Source organism: Enterococcus sp. DIV1411a, assembly GCF_050531945.1.
GTDB lineage: Bacteria > Bacillota > Bacilli > Lactobacillales > Enterococcaceae > Enterococcus_B > Enterococcus_B faecium.
In genome coordinates this window covers 779,474-805,608 of record NZ_CP172892.1, presented here as the reverse complement: position 1 = coordinate 805,608, position 26,135 = coordinate 779,474, and the positions used below count along the sequence as shown (strand labels likewise).

Here is a 26,135-nt window from a genome sequence, read left to right as displayed (position 1 = left end):
CAGTCTCAAGTTTTTTATTCTTCTGTCATCTTTTTGATAATCGCTTCATAAGAGGCTACTTTTTCGGCTGCGTCTTCTGTAGAGCTTCCTTTTACACCAATATAAAACTTGATTTTCGGCTCAGTTCCTGAAGGGCGAATAGCGATCCAGCCATTTTCTTCCAATGTATACTTCAATACGTCGGATGGCGGTGTTGTTAGTTTTTCTACGTTTCCTTCACGGTCTGTTCTCGTCAATTCTTTAAAGTCTTCTGTTTGAATAACTTTTGCTCCGGCAAATTCTGTCGGTGCTTCTTTACGGAATTTTTCCATCAAAGCAGAGATTTTCGCAGAACCTTCTTGTCCGCTCATTGTCACAGAAATCGTTTTTTCTGCGAAATAGCCATAGGTTTCAAAAATCGTTTGCAAGCCGTCATACAACGTTTTGCCTTGTTTTTTATAGTAAGCTGCTACTTCTGCTAATAAAAGCAATGCTTGGATCGCGTCTTTATCGCGAACAAAAGGTTTAACTAAATAACCATAACTTTCTTCGAATCCAAACATAAAAGTATGTGAATGGTCTTCTTCAAATTGTTGGATTTTTTCAGCAATGAATTTAAACCCTGTCAACACATTGAACATAGTAGCACCGTAGTGTTCCGCAATTGCTGTAGGCAATTCGCTGGAAACGATTGATTTCAATACCGCTGCGTTTTCTGGTAAAGTTCCCCGTGATTGATGTGCTTCCAAAATATATTGAGCAAACAATGCTCCGATTTGGTTTCCAGTCAATACTTCATAAGAACCATCTGGCAAACGAACCGCTGCGCCTAAACGGTCTGCATCAGGATCTGTTGCAATCAGCAAGTCAGCTCCTTCTTTTTCTCCAAGTCGTATAGCATATTCAAAAGCTGAATGTTCTTCTGGATTTGGCGATTTGACCGTAGTGAAATCTGGATCTGCCACAGCTTGTTCGGGAACTAGTACGAATTGTTCGAATCCAGCTTGTTTCAACGCACGTTCACCCAACATTTTCCCTGTTCCATGAAGTGGTGTGTACACAAGTTTCAAATCTTTCCCCATTGTTTCCACCAATTCATGATCAATCGTTACTGCTTTGATTTCTTCTAGATAAGCAGCGTCCACTTCTTCTCCGATGATCGTGATCAACCCGCTATGTTTAGCTTCTTCGTCAGATAATACTTCGACTTTTAGCGGATTGCTGACTTCACGGACATATTTCGTCAATGCATCTGCGTCTGCAGGAGGCATTTGTCCGCCATCTTCTCCGTAGACTTTATATCCATTGTAAGCCGCTGGGTTGTGAGATGCGGTTACCATGATTCCCGCAAACGTCTTCAAATGACGAACTGCAAAAGAAAGCTCTGGTGTTGGACGCAGACTTTCGAATACATAAGACGGGATATTGTGATGTGCTAGTGTTTTGGCTGCTTCCATTGCAAATTCTGGTGACTGATGGCGTGAGTCATAAGCGATAGCGACACCTCGGCGTTTTGTTTCTTCACCTTGTGTATCCATGAAACGTGCTAGTCCTTCTGTTGCTTGTCTTACCGTATAGATGTTCATTCGATTGATCCCAGGTCCTAAGATTCCCCGCATGCCTGCAGTACCGAATTCCAACGGTGCATAAAAAGCATCTTCAAGTTTTTCAGGATCTTCACCCAGATCATTTAATTGTTTTTTTAAGTTTTCTTCTAAATTTTCTTCATGTACCCATTGTTCATACACTTGTTCCCAAGACATGAAAATAACACCTCTTTCTGAAATATGGTTCTTAATAAGTATAGCATTCACTTATTAGATATGAAAGTATGAGGACCAAAAAACGCTTAAATCAAGAAAGGATTCTTTTATCAAAAGGTGTTGGACGTGTTCGCATAAATCAGATTCAGTAAATTTCACGCGAAAAAAAAGAGTAAAAGAACAATTGAACCCGTTCTTTCACTCTTTTTAAACTTATGCTGTTGTTTCTTCCAAAGACTCCAAGTATTTATACACTTGTTGTCCAGCAATACCGCCGTCACCAACAGCTGTAGTGATTTGTCGCAAATCTTTTTCACGAACATCTCCGATGGCAAAAACGCCTGGCATATTCGTTTTCATTTCGTTGTCTGTTGGAATCCAGCCAGCTTCGTTCGTCAAACCTGCTTCTCTAAAAGGTGCAGTTAATGGATCCAGTCCAACATAGATGAATACTCCGTCTGCTGCTAAATCAAATTCATTGCCGGTTTTGACATTACGTGCTTTCACACCTGTCACTACCATTTCGTTTCCAACGATTTCGTCAACGACTGTATCCCACATAAAGGAAATTTTTTCATTTGCAAATGCACGGTCTTGGATGATCTTTTGTGCACGTAATTCATCTCTACGGTGGACGATCACTACTTCAGAAGCAAATTGTGTCAAATAGATGGCTTCTTCTACTGCTGAGTCCCCACCCCCGATGACTACTAGACGTTTGTTACGGAAAAACGCACCATCACAGACTGCACAGTAAGAAACGCCTCGTCCAGCAAATTCTTCCTCCCCAGGTACGCCTAATTTACGGTGGATACAGCCTGTTGCGATAATGACTGTTTTTCCTTCGTAACTTTTATCTTCACAGATGACTTCTTTATGGCTGCCGTGATCCTTGATATCTTGAACGATTCCATAAGCATTTTCTGTCCCAAATCTTGAGACACTTTCATACATCTTATAAGCTAGATCGGGGCCCATGATCGAATCGAATCCAGGATAATTTTCGATTTCTGCCGTATTGTTCATTTGGCCGCCAGGGGCACCTTGTTCGATCATCAATACGGATAAGTTTGAACGTGAAGCATATAAAGCAGCAGTCATCCCAGCAGGACCTGCGCCAATAACGATTACATCATACATATGTAGATTCTCCTTTACTTAATCAAGTAAGCATACTTTACAGCCAATGCGAAAAAAAGTCTATTGTTCTGCTTGCGTTTCTCGAATAGCTTTATTATACTCGAAAAATCCGTTGAAAAACAATAGACTTTTATAAATCATTGATCAATCGTTCGAAAGATTTTCTCCATTTGAATCAATTACTTTTTTATACCAGTTGAATGATTTTTTCTTTGAACGGGCTAATGTGCCATTTCCTTGGTTATCACGATCGACATAAATGAATCCGTACCTTTTCTTCATCTCACCGGTACCAGCTGATACTAAATCAATACATCCCCAAGTCGTATAGCCTAATAGATCGACTCCGTCTAGTTCTACTGCATCCTTCATCGCCTGGATATGCGCTGCCAGGTAATCGATTCGGTAATCATCTTCCACATAACCATTTTCATCTGGCGTATCGACTGCACCTAAGCCGTTTTCTACAATAAATAATGGTTTTTGATAACGATCATAAATATCATTCATCGTTATTCTCAAGCCTAATGGATCAATTTGCCACCCCCATTCACTTGCTTGCAGATATGGATTTTTGACAGAAGCAAAGATATTTCCTGCAGTCTGTTCCAAGAGTTCGTTATCGGTAGTCGAAACTCGGGAAGAATAATAAGAAAAAGAGATAAAATCAACAGTATGTTCTTTCAGCAATGCGGCATCCCTTGGTTCCATTTCGATCTGAATGCCATTTCGCTCCATTTCTTTCAATGCATAAGCGGGATATTCTCCTCGTGACTGGACATCAATGAAGAAATAATTTTCTCGATCTGATTTTCTAGAAGCCCAAACATCTTCAGGATTGCAAGTGTATGGATAATATGCTCCTGCTGCCAGCATACAGCCTACTTTGTTCTCCGGATCTACTTCATGAGCAATCTTCGTTGCGATGGCACTTGCAACCAACTCATGATGTGCCGCTTGATATTTGATTTGTTCTTCATTTTCTCCTTCTTCAAAATACAGCCCTGCGCCCATGAATGGTGCATTAAGGATCATATTGATCTCATTGAATGTCAACCAATATTTGACAAGTCCTTTATAGCGATTGAAGATGACTCGACACAGATTTTCATAAAAACCAACGAGTTCTCTGGAACGCCACGCACCATATTCTTTGATCAAATGCATTGGACAATCAAAATGCGTAATCGTCACAAGTGGCTCAATTCCGTGCTTTTGGCATTCTTTAAAGACATCCTCATAAAATTTCAAGCCAGCTTCATTCGGCTCTTTTTCATCCCCCATTGGAAAAATACGACTCCAGGCGATAGACATTCGATAAGTCTTGAACCCCATTTCTGCAAACAAAGCAATATCTTCCTTATAACGATGATACATATCGATTGCAATTTTTGCTGGATAAAAATGATCCTCATCAAATTCAAACATTTTTTTCTTTCCGGTGATAACAGGAAAACGGTCTTTTCCGATTGGCACAACATCTACGTTTGCTAGTCCGCGTCCACCTTCATCATAACCGCCCTCACATTGATTGGCTGCTGTAGCACCGCCCCATAAAAAATCTTTTCTGAATCCCATTATACTTCCTCCATTATATGTGTATTACCTGATAATTCTCTTGCCAGTTCATCTTGAACTTTGATTCCTTCTTCTTTTAATCGGCTGATTGTTTCCTTGAATTGCGGTAAATACTGCTGGTGTGCAATAAACAACTCATCCATGATCCGTTTTGCTGTCTTTCCTGATCGTATAAGTGGATTGATCGTAAACGCCTGTAAAGCTGTCCCATAATCACCAGTCACAGCTGCTTCGATCGTCAGCAATTCCATATTCTTCATTACTTGCAACCAGCCTCTTTCAGCAGCAGGAAGAGAACCAAACGCTACATTTCTCGCTCCTTGTGCGCCAACATAGGCAGTGACTTCTACTACACAATCTGCCGGCAGGTCAGGAACAGCTCCATCATTCTTTGTAGATACCACGATCTGTGTTTCTTTATTTCCATAGATTGAAGCAATCGTTTCACAGGCAGCGTCTGAATAATAAGCGCCACCTCGTTTTTGCAATTGTTCAGGTTTATGGTCTAATTCTGGATCTTTGTATAATTCAAATAGCTCTGCTTCTGTTTCTTTCACTTGCTGCGCTCTTGTACCAATCGTTTGATATTCTTCTAAAGCATGTTCCAGCATTTCTTCTTCACGGTAGTAATAGCGGTGGTAGCCACAAGGAATCATGTTCATTTGTTTTAATTGTTCTTTGAAAAACGGGATATCAAAGATATTTTTCGGTAATCCATTATCTTCATCGTATAAACGATCAATCAATTCTGCCGTGCGGTCATTTCCTTTATTATCTGCTACTTTGTGCCAATGGAAATGATTTAGACCGGCAAACTTGTAGATCAGCTCTTCTTTTTTCTTGCCAAGCATTGCTGGTTCTGTCATCATCGCCATCACTGGCACATTGCATAATCCAATCACTTTATCCCATTTGCCATATCTGATAACTGCTTCTGTCACCATCCCACTTGGGTTCGCGAAATTGATCAGCCAAGCATTTGGACATAAACGCTTCATGTCCTCAACGATTGCCAAAACGACTGGAACGGTACGAAAAGCTTTGAATATCCCGCCAGCACCATTTGTTTCTTGCCCAATCATCCCATAATAACTAGGGATCCGCTCGTCTTTGATTCGTGCATCTAATTGACCGACACGAAACTGAGTCGTAACAAAATCCGCATCTTTCAATGCTTCTTCCCGATCCAGAGTTGCATAGATCTTGACTTCATATGGAGAAGCATCCCACATACGCTGAGACATCTGACTAACGATCTCAAGCTTTTCTTTTCCTTCTTCTACATCTACGAGCCAGATTTCTCGTATCGGTAATTCCTCATATCTTTTGATAAATCCTTCCATCAACTCAGGGGTGTAACTGCTGCCTCCACCAATCGTAGCGATTTTGATTCCTTTTGCCATGTTCTCACTCCTTTACTTTTTTACACTTTCATTATCTTTTTTGTAAACAAAACAAACAATAGAAATCCGTTTCTTTCCAGTAATATTTACAAAAGTTACTGTTTTCTAGTGGATTTTTGTAAATATCTTGTCAAAAAAAGTCTATTTTAAGTTATATAGTATAAATCCGTTTACAAAACATTTTCAAAAAAGTTATAATTTACGTAAAAAAATAAGAAGAAGGTATCTACATGTTATTACGTGAAAAAATCAAAGAAATCTCCTTTTCTCCTTCAGAAAATGAAGTGATCCAGTTTCTCTTAAGCGATTCTCCAGCACTTGGCGAAATGACCATCCAAGCGATAGCTGAGCGATGTTATGTCCACCCGTCTACACTCATCCGTGTAGCAAAAAAAATGGGTTTTGATGGCTGGGTCAGTTTTCGTAATGCTTTTTTAGCTGAAACAGCCTATCTTGAAGGGAATTTTCAAGACGTAGATGCGAATCTTCCTTTTTCCACCACAGACGGTATTATGACAATCGCAAATAAAATGGCTTCTTTAGAACAGATGACGATTCATGATACACTTTCTCTCATTCATCATGACCAACTGCAAAAAGCTAAGTATTTACTGCTCCAGGCAAAAAAAATCGTGATCTTCGCCAGTAACTCGAATACTTTGATTTCTCAAGATTTCATGCTGAAAATGAAGCGCATCAAAATGGATGTCACAATTGTCACCACTTTTGGTGAATCATTCTATGAAGCGTACAATTGTACGAGCGATATGTGCGGGATCCTGATTTCTTATACGGGTGAAAATAAAGTGATTCTTCGTACCGCAGAAATATTGAAACAAAATCATGTTCCAATTTTAGCTTTGACCAGTATCGGTGATTCAACGCTATCTGCAATGAGTACAGCCGCTTTGCGACTTACGACACGCGAGCGACTGTATTCAAAAATTGGTAATTTTACGATCAATACATCAATTTGTTATCTTCTAGACGTGTTATATAGTTGTGTTTTTGCAGAAAATTATCAACAGAATTTAGTCCATCTAATTTCTGTCGGTCAAAAATTCGATAAACGCCCTATCAGCTCAGCCATCATGAAAGAGCCTTTCAATTTTGAAAATAAAGAAGTGGAATAAAAAGAATAGTTAAGCCTAGTCCATTCTTCACCTAACCGTTCAGGTCAGTGCGGTGATAAGTGCATCGTCTGGCCCGACCGTCTCCCCTTGGTTTTCCAAAATATCCAAATAATCCGTGTAATTGGTGACGATCACAGGTGTTTCTAAACTGTATCCTTCCTTTTCGATTTTCTTTTTGTCGAAGCGTAGCAACAGATCGCCTTGTTTCACTCTTTCTCCTTGCTGCACTAAGCTTTCAAAATATTTCCCTTCCAACTGCACAGTATCCAATCCGACATGAATCAGCAATTCCAGCTCTGTTTCAGAAACCATTCCAATTGCATGTTTCGTCGGGAACAGGGTCATGACTGTTCCGTCAAAAGGGGCACGTACTTCTCCTTTTTCAGGGTAGATCAAGATTCCTCGACCTAGTGTTCCTTGTGCAAAAGCTGCATCCTTTGCTGCATTTAGTGGAGCGATTTGTCCTTGTATCGGTGTTTTTACAATTTCTTTACCTGATTTTTTCTGTATATTATCTGTTTCACCTGCTTCATCCTTCCAAAAGAAAAAAGTCAGCGAAAACCCGATTACCGAAGCAATAGCAATGCCGATAAACGCTTGAAACATACCACTGGCGTCTATTTCCGTGATGTAGTTTACCACCCCAAAAATCCCTAATCCGCCCATTGTGTAGCTGATTGTTCCAGATGCCATCAAATAGATTCCTGAAACAGCACCACCAATCATCGAGTAAATAAATGGCTTCTTCTTCGGTAAGGTGATTCCATAAATGGCCGGTTCTGTTACGCCGAAGATTCCTGAAATCACAGCTGGCATGCAAAACGCCTTCATTTTTTGATCCTTGAACTTGAAATACATCGCCAATACCACTGCTGTCTGTGCAAAACTCGCGCCATAAACGCCTACTAACATCTGACTCCACCCATTTTGCGCTAGCTGCATAATCGCAAGAGGGATAATACTCCAATGAAGTCCGAAAATCACCAGTACTTGCCAAAGAAACCCTAGAACTGCACCATACACAGCTGGAGAAAAGTCCATCAATGCTTGGAATCCCGTGCTTAATAGATCTGTCAGTATACTGACAATCGGACCGATAATCAAAAAGCCAGCAGGAAGTGCGATTAATAACACAGAAAAAGGAACCAAAAAGGTCTGGACGACTGCAGGAATCCATTTCTTGGCAATTTTTTGGACTTGTCCGGCAAATGCGATAATGAAGATAACAGGTACGACGCTACTGGTATAACTGCTGCCCACCCATGGGATACCCAAAAATGTTTCATAAGCCGGAAGCCCCAGCAAGCTATAAGGCGCAGGACTGCCATCAGGGAAACCACTTTGTAGTGCTGCTCCTTGTACAGTCGGATAACAAAGTGCTGCACCAATCACGAGCCCCACCATCGGATTCAGATGAAATTTTTTCGCTGCTGTGTACCCTAAGATCACTGGCATGAAATAAAAAATTGCATCCCCTATCCCATTCAGCATGATGTACGTACCCGATCCTTCAGTATAAAATTTGAGAAACAAGAACAAAGCATTTAATCCTTTGACCATTCCCGCTGCAGCCAAAGCACCTAAAAAAGGCTGGAAACAGCCACTTAATATGTCGATTAATCGATTGAACAGATTACTACTTGAAGAAACCTCTTCTTCTGCTTCATCGGAAATCCCGGCTACTGTCAGTACTTCTGCATAGACATCTGGCACATGATTCCCGATTACAACTTGATATTGCCCGCCGCTTTTCATGATGGTGACTATCCCTTCCATCTTTTTCAAAACATCATCCTTTGCTTTATTTTCCTCCTTTAGTTTGAAACGAAGTCGCGTCACACAGTGTGTCAAGCTACGGATATTTTCTTTTCCTCCGATATTCTTTACGATGTTTTCTGCTAATTCCTGGTATTTTCCCATTTCTATTCCCTCCAATTAATTAGTGGAAGGTTTAGCCAACCGAATGTCACTACCCTTATTTTCATACGTTCTTGTTAATTTGTCCTCCTTTTTTATTTATTTACAACGATTCTCATGCACTAAACGCGCAGTATGGATCGTTAAATACATTTTTTCATCCGTGGACATCTGGTAGTCGAAAGCCCCGGTTAAAAAGTCTGCTATTTTCTCAACGCAACCAAACGTATCCTTATATTTTTTTTGAATAACTTGGAACAATTCCTCAGAAACTTCTCCATCTTCTGATTTTGCTCCATCTAGGATCTGATAACTTGATGTGGTATTTCTCCGAGATTTTCTTCACTGTTTTTTTCCCAATGGCATACTCTTTAGGAAACAGTTGTTTGATATCATACAGCAATACATTTGGCACAAAGATCCCCATTTTTTGACGTTCGATAGCTGTATACAAGTGATCCGTCAATGAAATATACACAGAATCATTTAAATGGACTTGCAGAGCCTCTTTTGTATATTCAATGATTTCACAAGAAATTTCTAAGTACTCAAGAGGAATCGCTTGTGCCAATTCTTGGAACTGTTGTGAAAGTCCGTCATTTTTCAACTGAAATTTTTTGTCGATGCATGAGTCAAGAATCGGGTCACCCACCTTCTTTTTGAATGCCAATCCTTTTCCCATCACAATCATTTCCCGATCTCTTTCATCCCTTGTTATTACGACGTTGTTATTCAGTACTTTCTCAATCAGCATGTTTTGCTCCTTTCCATGATATATAGGGCTGTATCCAAAACAAAAAGAAAAACCCAAAAAGCCGTCCATGAAACCATGGGAGACTCATCAGGTTTAGCTTGCATCAGGCAATCACTATCCAAGTTGTATCGTTTTCTTTATATTATCGAAAGCAAACGATTTTGTCAACGCTTTCTTAGGGTCTATTAGGCACTTCTGACTAGCTGACGTCGTCTTTTTTAAATCTGGTAACTACGACACTAACTCTCACAGATGAAAAATATGGGAAGCTATGTTTTATTTTCACTCTAGTGCTTAGGTCAAAATGCTACTGTCACAACATCTTTTATATACCACTGCTTTGCAGTTTGTACATATCTGCATACAAACCATTTTGCGCTAGAAGTGTTTCATGATTCCCGCGTTCTACTATATGACCTTTGTCTAAAACTAAAATCAATTCTGCATCTCGAATCGTTGACAGCCGATGGGCAATCGCAATCGTTGTCCGTCCTTGTCGCATTTTCGCCAATCCTTCTTGGATCAATCCTTCTGTTTCAGTATCGATATTTGCTGTTGCTTCATCCAATACTAGAATTTTAGGATCAGTCACGATTGTTCGCGCAAAAGTGATCAGCTGTCGTTGTCCACTAGAATAGCTGGCACCATGTTCGATCACTTTTGAGTGATATCCTTTTGGTAATTCATCGATGAATTTGTTTGCTTGAACAAACTCAGCCGCATGGCGTATCTGTTCGTCTGTGATAGCTGGATTCATCATCCGAATATTTCCTGCGATATCCCCATAAAACAAGAAAGCATCTTGCAAGACCAGCCCCATTTTCTTACGTAACTCTTCCATTGGATATTCTCGAATGTCATGATCATCAATCAATATCTGACCTTCATAAAATTCGTAAAACCGCATCAACACATTGATGATCGAGCTTTTCCCACTTCCGGTGTGTCCCACTAATGCAACGGTCTCTCCCGGATTAGCAACAAAAGAGATATTGTTTAATACATTGTGCTCTCCATCATAAGAAAAGCTTACATTGCGAAACTCAATCTTACCTGAAGTAATCATTTGATCTGCTCCAGGGTTTTGTTGTGGTGCATATTCTTCCGTATCCATAATCTTCAAGATACGACTACCAGCAACCATCCCATCTGTGAAGATGCTCAAAAAGTCCATCATTTGAGACATTGGATTAAAAAATCCCTGGACATAGGTCGTAAATGCATAGATCAGTCCAACTTCTACGGGAGAATGCAACGCATCGATCCCAAACAAAGTCAACACCAACGCAATCGCCAATGCATATAGAAAATTGATGATTGGACTTAACAGAATCGAATTCGTTTTGATCATCGCATAACGCGTGTCTAAATACTCATTGTTCACTTGTTCAAATTCTTTAGCTAAACGAGCTTCTTGGCGAAACTGCTGGATAATACGCATGCCGGAAATCGATTCATTCAATTTCGTATTCAGCTGACTTAATTTTTCTCGCATATTCCGGTAAATACGAGAACTAAATTTCTGGTAATACCAGATGACGATTCCTAAAATTGGCAAGAACACCAAAGTCCACAAGGCAATTTCTCCATTGATTTGAAACATGGCAATGAATGAAGAAACGACTGCAAAGATCCCAGTCAATACCATCAAAAAGACGTACCAAAATTCAAATAGCGTTTCTGTGTCATTCGTCACTCGAGAAACGGTTGATCCTGCCGGTGTCTGATCAAAATAACGCATACCTAGTGTATGCAGCTTTTCAAATAATTTTACCCTAATATACTGATAGGTCTTCAATGAAGCCATGGAATACAAATACCATTGGAAAAACCAAATGATACTTTTGACTATGACTCCAAATAAGTACATACCAGCAAAAAACAAAATAACTTGTGTCGTAGCCGACTGTTTAGCCAGATGATCATCCATAAAAGTTTGGATGATCCTTGGCAATAGGACATTGATCACAGACAGAGCAAACGCAAATAAGATAGCAACGATGAACGTTCTTCTAAAAGGTTTGGCGAACTTCATCAGTCGTTTGATAATCTTTTTCTGTTCTTTAAGTGGAATCGATTTTGTCCATTCCGATTGATAATTTTCATCCATCAGGCCTCGCCTCCTTCTATCTTCGCTTCTAATTGCTGTTTCTCCCACATTTGTTCATACCAGCCCCCTAGTGCAAGCAGCTCATGATGGGTTCCTCGTTCAATGATTTTCCCTTGATCGACAACAATGATTTCTTTTGCATGCATCACGCTACTTAAACGGTGAGCTGAAATGATAGTTGTTTTCTCTTTTCTTATTTCTTTTAAATTATGCAAGATAGCTTCTTCTGTTTTGGCATCTACTGCAGAAAGTGCATCATCTAATATTAATAATTCAGGATTTTTGATCAATGCTCGAGCAATCGAAATCCTTTGTTTCTGTCCGCCAGATAAAGAGACTCCACGTTCTCCAACTAAGGTATCATAACCTTTTGGTAATTCCTTGATTTCATTGTTGATAAATGCTAAAGAAGCCGCATGCTCTACTTCTTCTTCTGAAAGTTTTGGATTAGAAAAACGGATATTATCTCGAATGGTCATCGAAAACAAGAAGTGATCCTGAGGCACATAGCCGATTGATCCTAATAAAGCATTCAATGAATATTCTTTGATCGAACGTCCGCCAAATTGGATTTTCCCTTGATAATCATCGTATTCACGCATCAGTAATTTGATGATCGTCGTTTTTCCCGCACCAGTTTTCCCAACAATACCTAATGTTTCTCCTTCTTGGATTGCAAACTTGATTTGTTCTAATGCTGGTGATTCTTCTTTCGGATAATTAAAAGAGGAAATAGCTACATTCAGCTCGCCTTTTGCCGGGGTCTGCACTGCACCAAGTTGTTCCACGATATGCGTTTTTTCATGCAAAAGTTCATTGACGCGATCATAAGAAGCATTTCCTCTTTCCAATACGTTGAACAATCGACCAATCGCAAACATCGGCCAAACAAGCATACCGATATAACTAATAAATGAGACCATCTGCCCGATCGAGATCGTGCCTTCCAAGACATACTTTCCACCTAAAATAATTGTTGCAACATAAGACAGACCGATAATCAAGGTAATGAATGGATCAAATAAGGAGTCTAAAAAATTGACTCGTTTGTTTTTAATAATTGCATCTTCAATCTTTTCTTCAAAATCCGCTAGATCTTCTTTTTCTTGTCCAAATGTTTTAATGACTTTGATCCCAGTGATACTTTCTTGTGTCTTATCATTGATACTAGAAAAAGCTTCTTGCGAATCACGAAAAGCATCATGGAGTTTTGACCCCAGCACTCGCGAAGTGACGGCCAGCAAAGGCAGAGGAATCAGCGCAATCAGTGTTAAGCGCCAATCAATAAACAAAATCATCGCAATGATCGTTGTTCCGCCCGTAATCACTGAATCTGCAAAGGTCAAGATACCAGCTCCTGCTACATTCTGGATCGCATTCAAATCATTCGTTGCATGAGCCATCAAATCCCCAGTCCGATATTTTTGGTAAAAGAGATTGTCCATTTCTGTAAAATGTTTGAATAACTGCTGCCGAAGTTCTTTCTCCAACCGAGCTGCACTTCCCCAAATATTCGTCCGCCAGATATAACGAAAAAGATATTGTAAAAAAGCAGCGATAATCAATAGGAAGATCCACCCGAAAATGATCTTTACTGATAAATTTTTATCAGCAATCTCATCAATGATGATCCCAATCACTTTTGGAGGAACTAACTGTACCAAGGCCACTGCGAATAGCGAGAAAACCCCAATTAAATAATGTTTCTTTTCCTGACGAAAAAACCAGCCTAACTTTCTAAAAATCGACATTTTACTCCTCCTTTGTCTTTATCAAGAGCCTAGGATTGTCTGTGCTTGTCTTTTTTGCTGAATAATCTGAATAGTCTAACAAATTACGAAATAAAAAACGGGCTGAAAAAATCAGCCCGTAAAAAGTCGTTGGGTCAGAACCTATTTTTTCCCTTGGTTCTTCATTTGCTGCATCATCTGGCGAATTTTCTTCTCAGATGGTTTTTGCCCCATTGACATCATCATTGATCGCAACATGTCCTCATTAACGGGAGGATTTTTTTCTAAATAGTCTTTCATATATTTACGCGCTAGGAAAAAGCCACCTACTGCGCCGATTAGCAAAGCAATAATAGCAATAAGTACGACAATACCTGTTGATAACATATAAATCTCTCCTTTCTATTTCCGAATTGCTCTCAATGACTTATTTTACTAAAGTTTATTGAAAAAAGAAAGGCGTATTCTTTAGTTTCATGCAAAAAATAGTGTTTTTTTTAGAGGAGAACAAAATTTCTTTCGTCATCTAACAAGACGCGCCACGAAAATAAATTAGGCATACCGAATCTTTTTCTTTAATTTTTTCTTTTTGAGGTGTAGAATATAATCGTAGATAAATAGGAAAGGTGGTTTTTTCTTGAATAATCAATCCAACAAACAATTTCATAAGCATCGACTTATTGAACATACAAATGGTTTATCTTTAGCTGAAGTAAATGGAACAGTTGATGTACCAAAGGGGAAAAGTTTTTTTAAAACACTTCTTGCTTACTCTGGACCAGGTGCATTAGTAGCAGTTGGTTATATGGATCCAGGTAACTGGTCCACTTCGATCACTGGTGGACAAAATTTCCAATATTTATTGATGTCAGTTATTTTGATGTCTAGTCTGATTGCTATGCTTTTACAGTATATGGCAGCAAAATTAGGAATCGTGACCCAAATGGATTTGGCCCAAGCAATCCGAGCACGCACAAGTAAGACATTGGGTGTCATTTTATGGATCTTGACTGAATTAGCCATTATGGCAACAGACATCGCAGAAGTCATTGGTGCAGCAATCGCCCTCTACTTACTTTTTGATATTCCATTGGTGATTGCCGTCTTTATTACTGTATTAGATGTTTTCGTTCTCTTACTACTGACAAAAGTCGGGTTTCGTAAGATCGAAGCACTGGTTGTCTGCTTAATTTTCGTCATTTTATTCGTTTTTGTCTATCAAGTTGGCTTGTCTAACCCAGATTGGCACAGTTTATTTGCTGGCTTTATCCCTAACAGTCATACATTCTCAGACTCACCGGTCATCGGCGGCGAAACTCCGCTGACTGGAGCTTTAGGGATTATTGGTGCAACAGTCATGCCGCATAACTTATATCTTCATTCAGCAGTTTCTCAAACTCGGAAGATTGATCACCAAGACGAAGAAGATGTAGCACAAGCTGTACGTTTTTCTACTTGGGACTCTAATATCCAATTGTCGATGGCTTTTCTAGTCAATGCACTGCTATTGATCATGGGTGTCGCTGTCTTCAAAACCGGTTCTGTCCAAGATCCTTCCTTTTTTGGTCTGTATGAAGCCTTATCTGATCCATCAGCTATGAGCAATGGTATCTTGATTGCTGTAGCAAAATCTGGTATCTTATCCACTTTATTTGCTGTAGCACTTCTTGCTTCTGGCCAGAACTCTACTATTACTGGTACGTTGACCGGTCAAGTCATCATGGAAGGCTTCATCCATATGCGTATCCCGATTTGGCTAAGAAGACTGGTCACACGATTGCTTTCTGTGATTCCTGTATTGATTTGTGTTTTGTTTACAAGTACAAAAGGAACGATCGAAGAACATACCGCTTTGAATAACTTGATGAATGAATCCCAGGTGTTCTTGGCTTTTGCGTTGCCGTTTTCGATGATCCCTTTACTGATGATGACCAACAGCCAAGCGGAGATGGGTAGCCGATTTAAAAATTCATTCATCGTAAAACTTCTTGGCTGGTTCTCTGTGATTAGTCTAACTTACTTGAACTTACGAGGATTACCAGGACAGATCGAAAGTTTCTTTGGTGAACAAGCCACTTCTGCTCAACTAGCATTGGCTGATCACATCGCTTATGTAATCATTGTTCTTGTCCTTCTCCTGTTGGCATGGACGATTGGTGATTTATATAAAGGAAACAAAAAATATGAACAGCGTTTGCAGGAAACGGTAGAAGAAATCGAATAGAAACTGATTTTTCCACACAAAGACCCTTGATAGTTAGGTTAAAAATCTAGCTACCAAGGGTCTTTTTATTTAGAAGATAAAGCCTTTTTCAGATTTAATTTACTGAAAACTAGCATGCTTGTTACTACGATGAATTGCGTTAATGGCACGCCTGCGCCAGTGTAGACACTTAAAAAATAATCCTTTTTTTCTGGCGCATAAGAACAAAACCACGAGACACCGAAAAGAAAAACCAATTGTGTCAGTATTAATCCGGTGACCACAATCAAAGAGGAACTATAATAGGCACGATCAGCTTTTGCAAATACGGTTCCTAGTATCATAAGTAATATCCCTGCTATTGAAGCAATCAGCACGGGAATAGCCAGAACTTGGTAAATTTTTATGATGACATTCGCGACTTTTGCTGATTTTGTTAATTGGAAATTAGGTGTTCTCGGTTCATTACTATCGATCCAATTCTCCATTAGCGGAAGGTTTAATAATTCTTGAGCCTGTTTGACTTGTTCTTGCGTTCCGAAACTATAATTTCCTCCTTGATGGAAATCTTTATATCGCCATGCATAAGCGTATCCTGATTGAAGGAAATCGAATACGATTGGCAGATCACTCATCGTCTTTCCATCTCCTGATCCCATCAGATAGAACTCTTTTTTCTTTTTGATGGTTCCCTTGTGATAGGCTTCTTCTAATTCTTGGTTGACTTTTTTCCAAAAATCATTGGTTTCTTTTGCATTGTTTTGGTAATAACCAGATTCGCTTACCACATCTCGCAATGCCCAAAAGATGATATCTCCGGGTAATTCTTTTACTTTTCCACCTTGAGTCCACGCGTGAGTCGTATATAATTCGTCAATACGGGTAGAAACAGTATGGAATGTAGGAGATGCGGCTAATGCTTTATTTAGTGCAGCATGTGAGACCCATATCTCACTGTTTTCTTTATTCAAGTTCGTTTCATCATCTATTCGGATCAGTTGTTTCATCAAACGTCCAAATTCTCCACTGGAACGGTCATTGATGGTTGCAATACCGTATGTTGTCTCATTTTTATATTCGATCCACTGATAGACGATGGAAAAGCCAACTATAGGAAGTAAAAACAATGAAAGTTTCAGCCATTCCCGTTTCGAGAGAAGAAAGAGTCGTTTTTTTAACTTCTTTACTTCTTTGAAAGAAAAGTCTTGCCCTAGCAAGATCTGGACGAAACTGATACCCAAAGCTACTACAGTAAAAGGAAGAAGCCAGATAGAATCTTCGCGAATGAACCAAAAGAAAGGAAAAGCGACAGAAAGCCCTAAAAACCATGGCAGCAATTTTCTGCTAGAACCGTATTTGCGGTAATAAATAGCTAGTAAACAAGCGATAATGATCTCAACAGCCGGAATCACGAGGGCATTACGATATGTTCGAGTGGAATATTCATGTGTAAAACTAATCGGAGAAAACAAAAAATAAAAATAGATACTTAAAAGAAGATACTTGTTCTTCACGATCGGTTTAAACGCGAGTGCAACCAATATACTGGCAAAAATACTGAACATGCCGAACAAAACAGCATAAGAAAGATGCAGTTTATGTGCAAGTACTAAAAATAAGCTGTAGGAGATTCCTTTGGAAAGTGTTGTAGTCGTATACTCCCCTAGCCATTTACCGTCCAAAATATTTTGAGCATAGCGAATCAGCAGCTGGTCATCATAGGTTGCCGACATGTCTGTTCCATAGATTGCTTTACTATATAAATACAAACGAATAATTGTAAATAATAGGGCTATGCCAAGAATAAAGTATGTATGTTTCTTTTTTAGTTGGTTGATCAAGGGTTTTAAAGTGTTCAGCATCTTTTCGTCCTTCCAATCACGTTTTGCCACTTGCTTGTGAAACTTTTCGTTTTTTTACTTTTCTAACAGTATACCTTGTTTGTCTAAATTTAAAAAGAGGGGGGAGAAGATGCATGATGAAAAAGACTGCAAAAAGTACTCCTTTGTTTCTTAAACAAAAAAGGACAAGGCAATGTGCCTGGTCCTTTTTTGCTGCTGTCAGATAGAAAATCTTAGAGTATCACTTCTTCTGCTAATAACTCAGGAAACACTTCTGGATCGAATATTTGTGCTTTGAACATGGCGATTTCTTTTCCATATGGTGCGTAAGCTTTCTTTTTATCTTTGCCGACATAGGGAGTTTCCAAGATTTTCGAAATATTGTCAAACATTGGATCATGGACGATCTTATTCAGCGTGTCGAATCCGATTGTTCCAAAACCAATATTGGCGTGCCGGTCTTTATGCGAACCTTGCGGATTTTTAGAATCATTGATATGGAGTACTTTAAGCCGATCTAACCCGATGATCTTATCAAACTCTTCCATTACACCTGAAAAGTCTTCTTTAATATTATAACCGGCATCATTCGTATGACAGGTGTCAAAAGTAACGGATAATTTTTCATTTAATTTTACTCCATCGATGATTTGCGCTAATTCCTCAAATGTTCGACCGATTTCCGTACCTTTACCTGCCATTGTCTCCAAAGCGATTTGTGCCGTCTGTTCTTTTGTCAAAACTTCATTCAAGCCTTCAATAATTCTAGCAATTCCGGCTTCTGTTCCTGCCCCTACATGAGCACCTGGGTGAAGTGTAATTTGAGTAGCGCCTAAAGCTTCCGCACGAACAATCTCTTCTCTCAGAAATTGGACGGCAAAAGGAAACATTTCTGGTTTGATCGTATTCCCCAAATTAATGATATAAGGGGCATGAACGACGATATTTGTTAGACCGTTTTCTGCCATGTACGCTTTTCCGGCATCAATATTCATCTCTTCGATGGCTTTTCTTCTAGTGTTTTGAGGGGCGCCTGTATAGATCATAAAAGTCGAAGATCCATAACTGGCTGCTTCTGCTGCTGCTCCTAACAGCATTTTCTTTCCGCTCATGCTGACGTGTGAGCCTAATAACATGGATGGATTCCTCCTTGAAAGGCAATTGTTACTAACAATTCCTATATATTGGTAAGATGATATACAAAGAAAATGATTGATTTTTCTTTGCCCTGTTCTCCATAGTAACTGAAATTTTCTCTAAAGAAAAGCTTAAGAACTCTTTTATAAAAAAGATCATTTTCTCACGTTTTAACTCCTTTAAAAAAGAAATTCCTGCCAAAAACAGCCTTGTCTGTTTTTTTGTTCTATTATTTGCTATAATTAGCGAAATAAAACCATTAGTTGAGGTGACCCTTTTGCCACGCAAAAATACTCGAAAAAAACAGAATAGAAGAAAAAAAGAAAAATGGTTTGTTCCTAAGATTATTTTTAGAGTTTTTCAATCATTGACTGTTTTTATTACTGTTCTTCTTTTGATGTTCGCAGCTCTAGGTATTGGAATAGGCGCTGGCTATTTTGCCTATCTCGTCGAAGACACACAATTGCCGACTAAAAAAGCACTGCAGACAGAACTAGGAAACATTACAGAAACGTCAAAGATTGTTTATGCAGATAATACAGAGATATCAAAAATCCAGACAGATCTGATGCGCACGACTATTTCATCTGATAAAATTTCACCTTTATTGAAAACTGCAATTATCAGCACAGAGGATGAATACTTCGATAAACACCAAGGTTACGTTCCTAAAGCTGTTTTACGAGCATTAGTATCTGAAGCTACTGGTATTGGCTCTTCTGGTGGATCAACTTTGACACAGCAATTAGTCAAACAGCAGATCCTTACAGATGAAACAACATTCAAACGTAAAGCAAACGAGATCATTCTTTCTGCACAAGTAGAAAAATACTTTTCAAAAGATGAGATCATTGCTACGTATTTGAATGTCTCACCATTTGGTCGTAATAATAAGGGACAAAACATTGCTGGAGTCCAGGAAGCTGCAAGAGGAATCTTTGGTGTAGATGCAAAAGATGTTACTCTGCCGCAAGCTGCTTATATCGCTGGATTACCCCAAAGCCCGATCACGTATAGTCCATACACGAACACAGGTGCGCTAAAAGAAGATCTTTCTGCCGGCCTTGCCAGAAAAGATTTTGTTTTATTCAGTATGTATCGTGAAGGCCAAATTACGAAAGAACAATACGAAGAAGCAAAAGCCTATGACCTTACAAAAGACTTTCTACCACAACAAATCGCAGAACAGACTGACAGAGAATTCTTGTATTATACTGTGATGAATGAAGCAACAAGAATCATTGCACAACAATTGGCTGAAAAAGACAACGCTGATATGTCTGATTCATCGATCAGTGACGCTTATTATCAAAAGGCACAGCAAACGATCCAAAATAAAGGATATACAATCCATTCGACAATCGATAAAGATGTCTATGCTGCATTGCAAAATGGCGTTGAAAATTATGGATACATGTTAGATGATGGTGCTGGCAGTCAAGTAGAAACCGGAAATGTATTGATGGATAACAGAACTGGCCGCATCTACGGATTCGTTGGCGGACGGAATTACAGTCAGAATCAAAATAACCATGCCTTCGATACAGAACGTCAAGCTGGCTCATCAATCAAACCAGTTCTTGTTTACGGACCTGCAATCGACATGGGGCTTATCGGATCAGAATCCCGTGTATCAGATTATGCAACAACTTGGCAAGAAGGAGAAAATGCTGGCGAGAAAATCGTCAATGCTACTAACGAAGGATCGAACACCTTCCAAACCGTCCGTGAGTCACTAGAATGGTCCAACAATATCCCGGCTTATCACTTATATCAAGATGTGTTGAATTCCGGTGGATCGAAACAATATGCTTACGAGCACTACTTGTCAAAGATGAACTACCCGGCAAATGACAATTGGGGCGTTGAATCTGCTCCTTTAGGTACAGTAGATGTCACGACGCTTCAACAGACCAACGGATTTCAGGCTTTAGCAAACGGCGGCGTCTATGAAGAAGGCTATATCATCGATTCCATCACAGATAACGCAGGAAATGTAATTTATAAACACGAAAGCAACTCTGTCCGGATCTATTCGGAAGCAACGGCATCGATCATGAATGACATGATGCGCAGTGTGATCAATGCAAAAATCACTACACCATTCAAAGATGCCATCTCAAGCTTAAACGGAAATCTAGGAAAAGCAGATTGGGTCGGAAAAACTGGTTCTACCAATGAATACCGAGATTCATGGCTAATTGTCTCTACTCCGTCTATTACCATCAGTAGCTGGGCAGGGCACGATGACAATACTGGAATGGACAGCAAAGCAAGGATACGTTCGGCTAATTATCTTGCCAATCTGATCAATCAAGCTTACCAAGCAAAACCTGACATTTTTGGCACTGATGAGAAATTCGAATTATCATCTGATGTGATGAAGAAAAAAGTATCTGGATTTACTGGTCAAACACCTGGAAAAGTTACTGTCAATAAAAAATCCATCCAAACACCAGGAAAAACAGTTGAATCGCTATGGGCGAAAAATGGACCCAAGAAAAGCGCCTTTAAGTTTGGCGTTGGCGGTACCGATGAAAACTATACAGATTACTGGAACACCGCTTCAGCTTATGCAAGAGCGAATCAAGCAACCAAAGAATCAGATGAGAAAGATGATTGATTTAATAGAATACACAGTAATAAGGGAATGTGACAATAGTATTGTCACATTCCCTTATTTTTTTGATGATGGTGAACAAAATACAGCATCTATACACGGATTGTTTTATATACGATAAATATAATTTCAACCACTTTCTCTCTTTTTTAAAACACAAAAAAAGGATTATAACAAAATTTTGTCATAACCCCTTTTCCCAAATAAACGGTGTTCTCCTGCCAACTCCGAATCACGAGTCACAATATTCATCAAACATGAGATGCTGTTTTTTGAAATTGCTCCTTGTAACGCAGAGTTAAACGGCAGGCACACAACCTCTGAATGGTTGTCCTTTTATTATTTTGTAGATCCTTTTTCTTCGATTCCATAAGGCAAGATAATCGTTTTTTCTTCGACTTCTTCTTTATTCATCATTTTCGTCAATAGGCGCATAGATACCGCCCCTAAATCGTATAATGGTTGTGTGATACTTGTTAAACGAGGACGAGCTACTTCTGTCAGTAGTGAATTGTTACTTGTGATGATTTCGAATTCTTCCGGTACTTTCACGCCACGGTCTAATAAACCATCCAAAATACCGATGGCTAATTCATCATCTGAAACATAGACAGCTGTTGCACCGCTATTATGGATCCGATCGACTAGAGATAGACCATCTTTGAAGTTGTATTGTGCTTCAAAGATCAATCCTTCGCTATATGGTAGGTTATTTTCGCTTAATGCTTCTTTATAGCCTTTCAGACGATTTTGTCCATTGATGGGATCGATCAACGCACCACTGACAAAAGCGATTTTTTTATTGCCGCTTTTTGCCAATTTGTTTACTGCATCTTTTGTTGCGGATACATAATCAATGTTTACGCTACCTACTTGTTCATCTGGATCAATAGAGCCAGCTAATACAACAGGAGTTTTTGAACGTGAAAATTCTCCACGGATTTCGTCTGTGATATGGTGACCCATGAAGATCACGCCGTCCACTTGCTTAGCCAGTAAGTTATTCAATACATTGACTTCTTTTTGGTCGTTGCCATCTGAATTTGCTAAGATAATATTGTATTTGTACATTGTTGCCACATCATCGATACCACGTGCTAAAGAAGCAAAGAACATATTGCTGACATCAGGGATGATTACACCAACTGTTGTTGTTTTCTTACTTGCCAAGCCACGCGCAACTGCGTTTGGACGATAATCCAAGCGATCGATAACTTCCAAGACTTTTTTTCTTGTTGCTGGTTTAACGTTTGGATTGCCATTTACGACACGTGAAACAGTAGCCATCGAAACATTTGCCTCTCTCGCTACATCATAGATAGTGATTGTTTGCTTTTCCATTTGTGTTCTCCTATTCATATTTTATATGTTTTCTGAAAATACGTCTTACATTTCTAAAATAGAATATCAAATAATCTCAAGAATTGCAACCGTTTTATCTCTGTTTTCATGAAAATTTTTACTTTTTTCAGTTTTTAAAACGTTGGTCTTTTAATAAATCAGTGGTACAATTATTGAATACAAAATTAATTTAGAAAGTAGGTTGCCAAATGAATAACGTAAAAATCAATGAACTACGTCAATGGATGGCACAACACCAAGTCGAATTGGCTTATATCAGCGACCCTGGCCACATCGCTTACTTTTCCGGATACGAAAGTGATCCTCATGAGCGTGTACTAGCTCTTTTTATCCCTCTTGAACAAGATCCTTTCCTTTTCACTCCTGCTTTGGAAGTTGAAGATGCTCAAAACAGTAGTTGGGCGTATGATGTCCGTGGCTATTTAGACAGCGAAAACCCTTGGGAGATCATCGGAAAAGAACTTCGTGCTCGCTATGGTCAGCCTGGCAATGTAGGGATTGAAAAGAACGCCTTGACTGTCGAGCGCTTCGATGCTATCTCTGATATCTTGACGGGAACGGATTCTTACACTGATCTAACTTCCATCATCCAACGTCTACAACTGATCAAAACTCTAGAGGAAAAAGACAAACTGATCGAAGCTGGTAAATGGGCCGATGTTGCATTTGAGATTGGCTTTAAAGCAGTGAAAGAAGGCGTGACTGAACAAGCGATCATTGCAGAAATCGAATACCAATTGAAAAAACAAGGTGTTTCACAAATGTCTTTCGACACATTAGTCCTTGCAGGAGCAAATGCTGCAAGCCCTCATGGTACACCAGGAAACACGAAGATTTTACCGAATGAACTTGTGTTATTCGATCTTGGCGTTGTTTGGAATGGCTATTGCAGTGATGCTACTCGTACAATTGCTTATCAAAAACCAACCGACTTCCAAGAAAAAATATACAACATCACTCTTGAAGCACAGCTTGCCGCACAAGAAGCCGTCCGTCCAGGTGTGACAGCAGGTGAACTTGATCAAATCGCACGAAACGTGATCAACAGCTATGGCTACGGCGAATATTTCAATCACCGTTTAGGTCACGGGATCGGAACAACCGTCCACGAATTCCCTTCCCTTGTAGAAGGAAATGACTTAGTAATCGAAGAAGGGATGTGCTTCTCTCTTGAACCAGGAATCTATATTCCTGAAAAAGTAGGGGTACGTATCGAAGACTGTGTATATGTGACAAGCGATGGCTGTGTGCCATTCACGACTACACCAAAAGAATTACTTGTTTTAGAAAAATAAGAGTAAAAAAGGTGAGAGCTAGTCCGCTCCCACCTTTTTATTCTATAAATTTGTGATTTTAGTGATTTGTAGATGAATCTGTCATTGTATCTTTTATTTCTTTTTTAGCTTCTTTCGCATCTTCTTTTGCCATTTTCATCATTTCTTTTGTGTCATCTGCAACTGGTTTTGCTTCTGACATTCCTTCATTGACAGTATCTCCTGCTTTACCAGCAGCGTCTTTTACATCAATCATGATATCTTCTGAAGTATCTTTAGCAATACTTCCTAATTCATCTGCAGGTTTTTTCATATCTTCTGCCGTTTTTTTGAAACGATTAGATAAGTCAGCTGATTGTTCTTTAAGATTTAACAAGATATCGTCAGATTCACTTCCTGCTTCATCTGCTGATTCACTTACTTTTTGTTTGACACTACCTGCTAGATCACCTGCTTGTTGAGAAAGATCTTGCGCTTTTTCTTTTGCAATACCTGTTAACTCAGTCGATTTTTCTTTCGCCATATCTGTGTAATCTGAAGCCATATCCATCAAATCATCCGCTTGGGCAGCTAATTCATCCCGAAGTTCTTTACCAGATTTTGGTGCTAACAATAACGCGGCGATTGCTGCGGCTGTTCCTCCGACTACTGCACCTAATAAAAATCCACCTTTTTTAGCCATTTTTATTTTCCTCCTGTCGTTTCAGTATGTTTTTTGTTTTTAAAAAATTTCATCGCTGTCCCACCGACTTTTCCGGCAACCGTCGCTTTAGCTGTCGTTTTACCGATTCCGCCGACTTTCGTCGCGATGTTTTTACTAGAATGATTAAGTTCTGATACACTTTCACTTAAATCAGCAACTGCTGTGAACAATGGATCGATCGTTGCGACTTTTCCATTGATATCCAAGAGCAGTTCATTACTTTTGACCAGCAAGCCTTCTACTTGTCTAGACAAAAGATCTACGTCTTTTGTGACGATTTCGATCGTCGTATTTGCTTCTGCTACAGTCTGATCTACTTTTTCTAAAGTTTTAGAAACTTGCAACAACACACGAACGATAAAAACGACAAGTATCGCAAAGGCGATTGCTGCGATCAATCCTGCAATTTCTCCTCCTGACATGATCAAACTCCCTTCTTGTCTCTCTTTTCTATAAGGATAGCATTTTCGTGTTTTTTAAACAAATAAAAACGAGCTTCAACTACTTTTTATTCAATTAGCAGCTGAAGCTCGTTAGAAAAAAGGGTTATTTTTTCTTTTCTTCTTTGATTTCTGTTATTCCTTTTGGATTATGATCGATCTTGCTTCCTTCTGCTTCTAATGTTTTACCTAAAGACAGGATATACTCACGTAAAGGTGCACCTACTTCTGGATGTGTTAGACCATATTCAATACTTGTTTTCATAAAACCAAATTTGTCACCGACATCGTAACGTTTACCTGTGAATTTACGGGCAAATACGCGTTGTGTTTTATTCAATGTATCGATTGCGTCAGTTAGTTGGATTTCATTTCCGGCTCCTGGTTGTTGCTCGGACAATACATCAAAAATTTCTGGAGTCAATAAGTAACGTCCAATAATAGCTAAATCACTTGGTGCTTTGCTTGGATCTGGTTTTTCAACAAAGTTTTTGACATTGTATAACCCATCTTCCAATACTTCTCCTGGATTGATAATTCCGTATTTTGAAGTTTCATCATGAGGAACTTGCATAACGGCGATCGTAGAAGCATGAGTACGTTCGTAATCATCGATTAATTGCTGTGTCAATGGTACTTCATCTTCCATGATATCATCGCCTAGCATAACGACAAACGGTTCATTTCCAATAAAGGCTCTTGCTTGAAGAACGGCATGTCCTAAACCCTTTGGATGAGATTGACGGATGAAATGCAAGTTGACATCTGTCGTTTCTTCTACTAATTTCAATAATTCGGTCTTTCCTTTTTCACTTAGGTTTGTTTCTAATTCAATATTTGAATCAAAGTGATCTTCGATTGGTCGTTTAGCTTTTCCTGTAACGATCAAGATGTCTTCGATTCCTGATTTCAACGCTTCTTCAACGATGAACTGGATTGTTGGTTTATCAACAATTGGCAACATTTCCTTTGCCATAGCTTTTGTTGCTGGTAAAAATCTTGTTCCTAATCCTGCTGCTGGAATAACTGCTTTTTTGACTTTCATATA

Annotated in this window: 18 protein-coding genes and 1 pseudogene; 4 read left to right on the top strand and 15 right to left on the bottom strand. The window is 39.2% G+C overall.

Annotated features, from left to right (window positions below):
- Window positions 1–14 precede the first annotated feature (14 nt).
- The 4 genes from IGJ87_RS03825 to IGJ87_RS03810 all read right to left on the bottom strand — a co-directional run bounded on the left by IGJ87_RS03825 (window position 15) and on the right by IGJ87_RS03810 (window position 5,863).
- Window positions 15–1,742: a phospho-sugar mutase gene (locus tag IGJ87_RS03825; protein WP_002319221.1), complete on the bottom strand. Its 1,728-nt coding sequence runs from the start codon at window positions 1,740–1,742 to the stop codon at window positions 15–17.
- 213 nt (window positions 1,743–1,955) lie between these two features.
- The gene (gene trxB / locus IGJ87_RS03820) at window positions 1,956–2,882 is read right to left on the bottom strand and encodes a thioredoxin-disulfide reductase (RefSeq protein ID WP_002296150.1); all 927 of its coding nucleotides are present in this window, start codon (window positions 2,880–2,882) and stop codon (window positions 1,956–1,958) included.
- Window positions 2,883–3,026: 144 nt separating this feature from the next.
- Window positions 3,027–4,460: a 6-phospho-beta-glucosidase gene (locus tag IGJ87_RS03815; protein ID WP_430609893.1), complete on the bottom strand. Its 1,434-nt coding sequence runs from the start codon at window positions 4,458–4,460 to the stop codon at window positions 3,027–3,029.
- Window positions 4,460–5,863, bottom strand: coding sequence for a 6-phospho-beta-glucosidase (locus IGJ87_RS03810; protein ID WP_002336800.1), 1,404 nt, complete (start codon window positions 5,861–5,863; stop codon window positions 4,460–4,462). The genes IGJ87_RS03815 and IGJ87_RS03810 overlap by 1 nt, the downstream gene beginning before the upstream one ends.
- Window positions 5,864–6,093: 230 nt before the next feature.
- On the opposite strand from IGJ87_RS03810, the gene IGJ87_RS03805 reads away from it, so the two are divergent.
- Window positions 6,094–6,996, top strand: a complete 903-nt coding sequence (locus IGJ87_RS03805; RefSeq protein ID WP_002336801.1) for a MurR/RpiR family transcriptional regulator — start codon at window positions 6,094–6,096, stop codon at window positions 6,994–6,996.
- A 39-nt stretch (window positions 6,997–7,035) separates the two neighbouring features.
- Here the strand turns inward: IGJ87_RS03805 and IGJ87_RS03800 are convergent, their stop codons facing one another.
- The 5 genes and pseudogenes from IGJ87_RS03800 to IGJ87_RS03780 form a co-directional block, all read right to left on the bottom strand.
- A complete protein-coding gene (locus IGJ87_RS03800; RefSeq protein ID WP_194175224.1) occupies window positions 7,036–8,916 on the bottom strand; it encodes a beta-glucoside-specific PTS transporter subunit IIABC in 1,881 nt (626 codons plus the stop codon).
- Between the two features lie 96 nt (window positions 8,917–9,012).
- Window positions 9,013–9,667, bottom strand: a pseudogene (locus IGJ87_RS03795) (PRD domain-containing protein).
- Window positions 9,668–9,992: 325 nt separating this feature from the next.
- Entirely contained in the window at window positions 9,993–11,777 is a 1,785-nt protein-coding gene (locus IGJ87_RS03790; protein WP_002289169.1) for an ABC transporter ATP-binding protein, read from the bottom strand.
- Window positions 11,777–13,528: an ABC transporter ATP-binding protein gene (locus IGJ87_RS03785; RefSeq protein WP_002304603.1), complete on the bottom strand. Its 1,752-nt coding sequence runs from the start codon at window positions 13,526–13,528 to the stop codon at window positions 11,777–11,779. Before IGJ87_RS03785 ends, IGJ87_RS03790 begins: the two co-directional genes overlap by 1 nt.
- Window positions 13,529–13,669: 141 nt before the next feature.
- Complete coding sequence (locus IGJ87_RS03780) at window positions 13,670–13,894, bottom strand: YneF family protein (protein WP_002294955.1); 225 nt, start codon at window positions 13,892–13,894, stop codon at window positions 13,670–13,672.
- Between the two features lie 250 nt (window positions 13,895–14,144).
- Between IGJ87_RS03780 and IGJ87_RS03775 the strand changes: the two genes are divergently transcribed.
- The gene (locus IGJ87_RS03775; RefSeq protein WP_002294957.1) at window positions 14,145–15,731 is read left to right on the top strand and encodes an Nramp family divalent metal transporter; all 1,587 of its coding nucleotides are present in this window, start codon (window positions 14,145–14,147) and stop codon (window positions 15,729–15,731) included.
- 65 nt (window positions 15,732–15,796) lie between these two features.
- Here IGJ87_RS03775 and IGJ87_RS03770 read toward each other — a convergent pair whose 3' ends face one another.
- A complete protein-coding gene (locus tag IGJ87_RS03770; RefSeq protein ID WP_002294959.1) occupies window positions 15,797–17,572 on the bottom strand; it encodes a hypothetical protein in 1,776 nt (591 codons plus the stop codon).
- 212 nt (window positions 17,573–17,784) lie between these two features.
- Window positions 17,785–18,687, bottom strand: a complete 903-nt coding sequence (locus IGJ87_RS03765; RefSeq protein ID WP_002294962.1) for a deoxyribonuclease IV — start codon at window positions 18,685–18,687, stop codon at window positions 17,785–17,787.
- Between the two features lie 278 nt (window positions 18,688–18,965).
- Here IGJ87_RS03765 and IGJ87_RS03760 point away from each other — a divergent pair, with 278 nt between their 5' ends.
- On the top strand, window positions 18,966–21,311 hold the full coding sequence (locus IGJ87_RS03760) for a transglycosylase domain-containing protein (protein ID WP_002294964.1): 2,346 nt from the start codon (window positions 18,966–18,968) through the stop codon (window positions 21,309–21,311).
- A 336-nt stretch (window positions 21,312–21,647) separates the two neighbouring features.
- Here IGJ87_RS03760 and ccpA read toward each other — a convergent pair whose 3' ends face one another.
- The gene (gene ccpA / locus IGJ87_RS03755) at window positions 21,648–22,649 is read right to left on the bottom strand and encodes a catabolite control protein A (RefSeq protein WP_002291653.1); all 1,002 of its coding nucleotides are present in this window, start codon (window positions 22,647–22,649) and stop codon (window positions 21,648–21,650) included.
- A 209-nt stretch (window positions 22,650–22,858) separates the two neighbouring features.
- Between ccpA and IGJ87_RS03750 the strand changes: the two genes are divergently transcribed.
- Entirely contained in the window at window positions 22,859–23,965 is a 1,107-nt protein-coding gene (locus IGJ87_RS03750; RefSeq protein ID WP_002294966.1) for an aminopeptidase P family protein, read from the top strand.
- 58 nt (window positions 23,966–24,023) lie between these two features.
- Here the strand turns inward: IGJ87_RS03750 and IGJ87_RS03745 are convergent, their stop codons facing one another.
- The 3 genes from IGJ87_RS03745 to galU all read right to left on the bottom strand — a co-directional run bounded on the left by IGJ87_RS03745 (window position 24,024) and on the right by galU (window position 26,132).
- Window positions 24,024–24,626, bottom strand: a complete 603-nt coding sequence (locus tag IGJ87_RS03745) for a YtxH domain-containing protein (protein ID WP_002294968.1) — start codon at window positions 24,624–24,626, stop codon at window positions 24,024–24,026.
- Window positions 24,627–24,628: 2 nt separating this feature from the next.
- Window positions 24,629–25,069 carry a DUF948 domain-containing protein gene (locus tag IGJ87_RS03740; RefSeq protein WP_002289575.1) on the bottom strand — a complete coding sequence of 147 codons (441 nt, stop codon included), beginning with the start codon at window positions 25,067–25,069 and terminating at the stop codon, window positions 24,629–24,631.
- Between the two features lie 124 nt (window positions 25,070–25,193).
- Complete coding sequence (gene galU / locus IGJ87_RS03735; protein WP_002289574.1) at window positions 25,194–26,132, bottom strand: UTP--glucose-1-phosphate uridylyltransferase GalU; 939 nt, start codon at window positions 26,130–26,132, stop codon at window positions 25,194–25,196.
- Window positions 26,133–26,135: the final 3 nt, after the last annotated feature.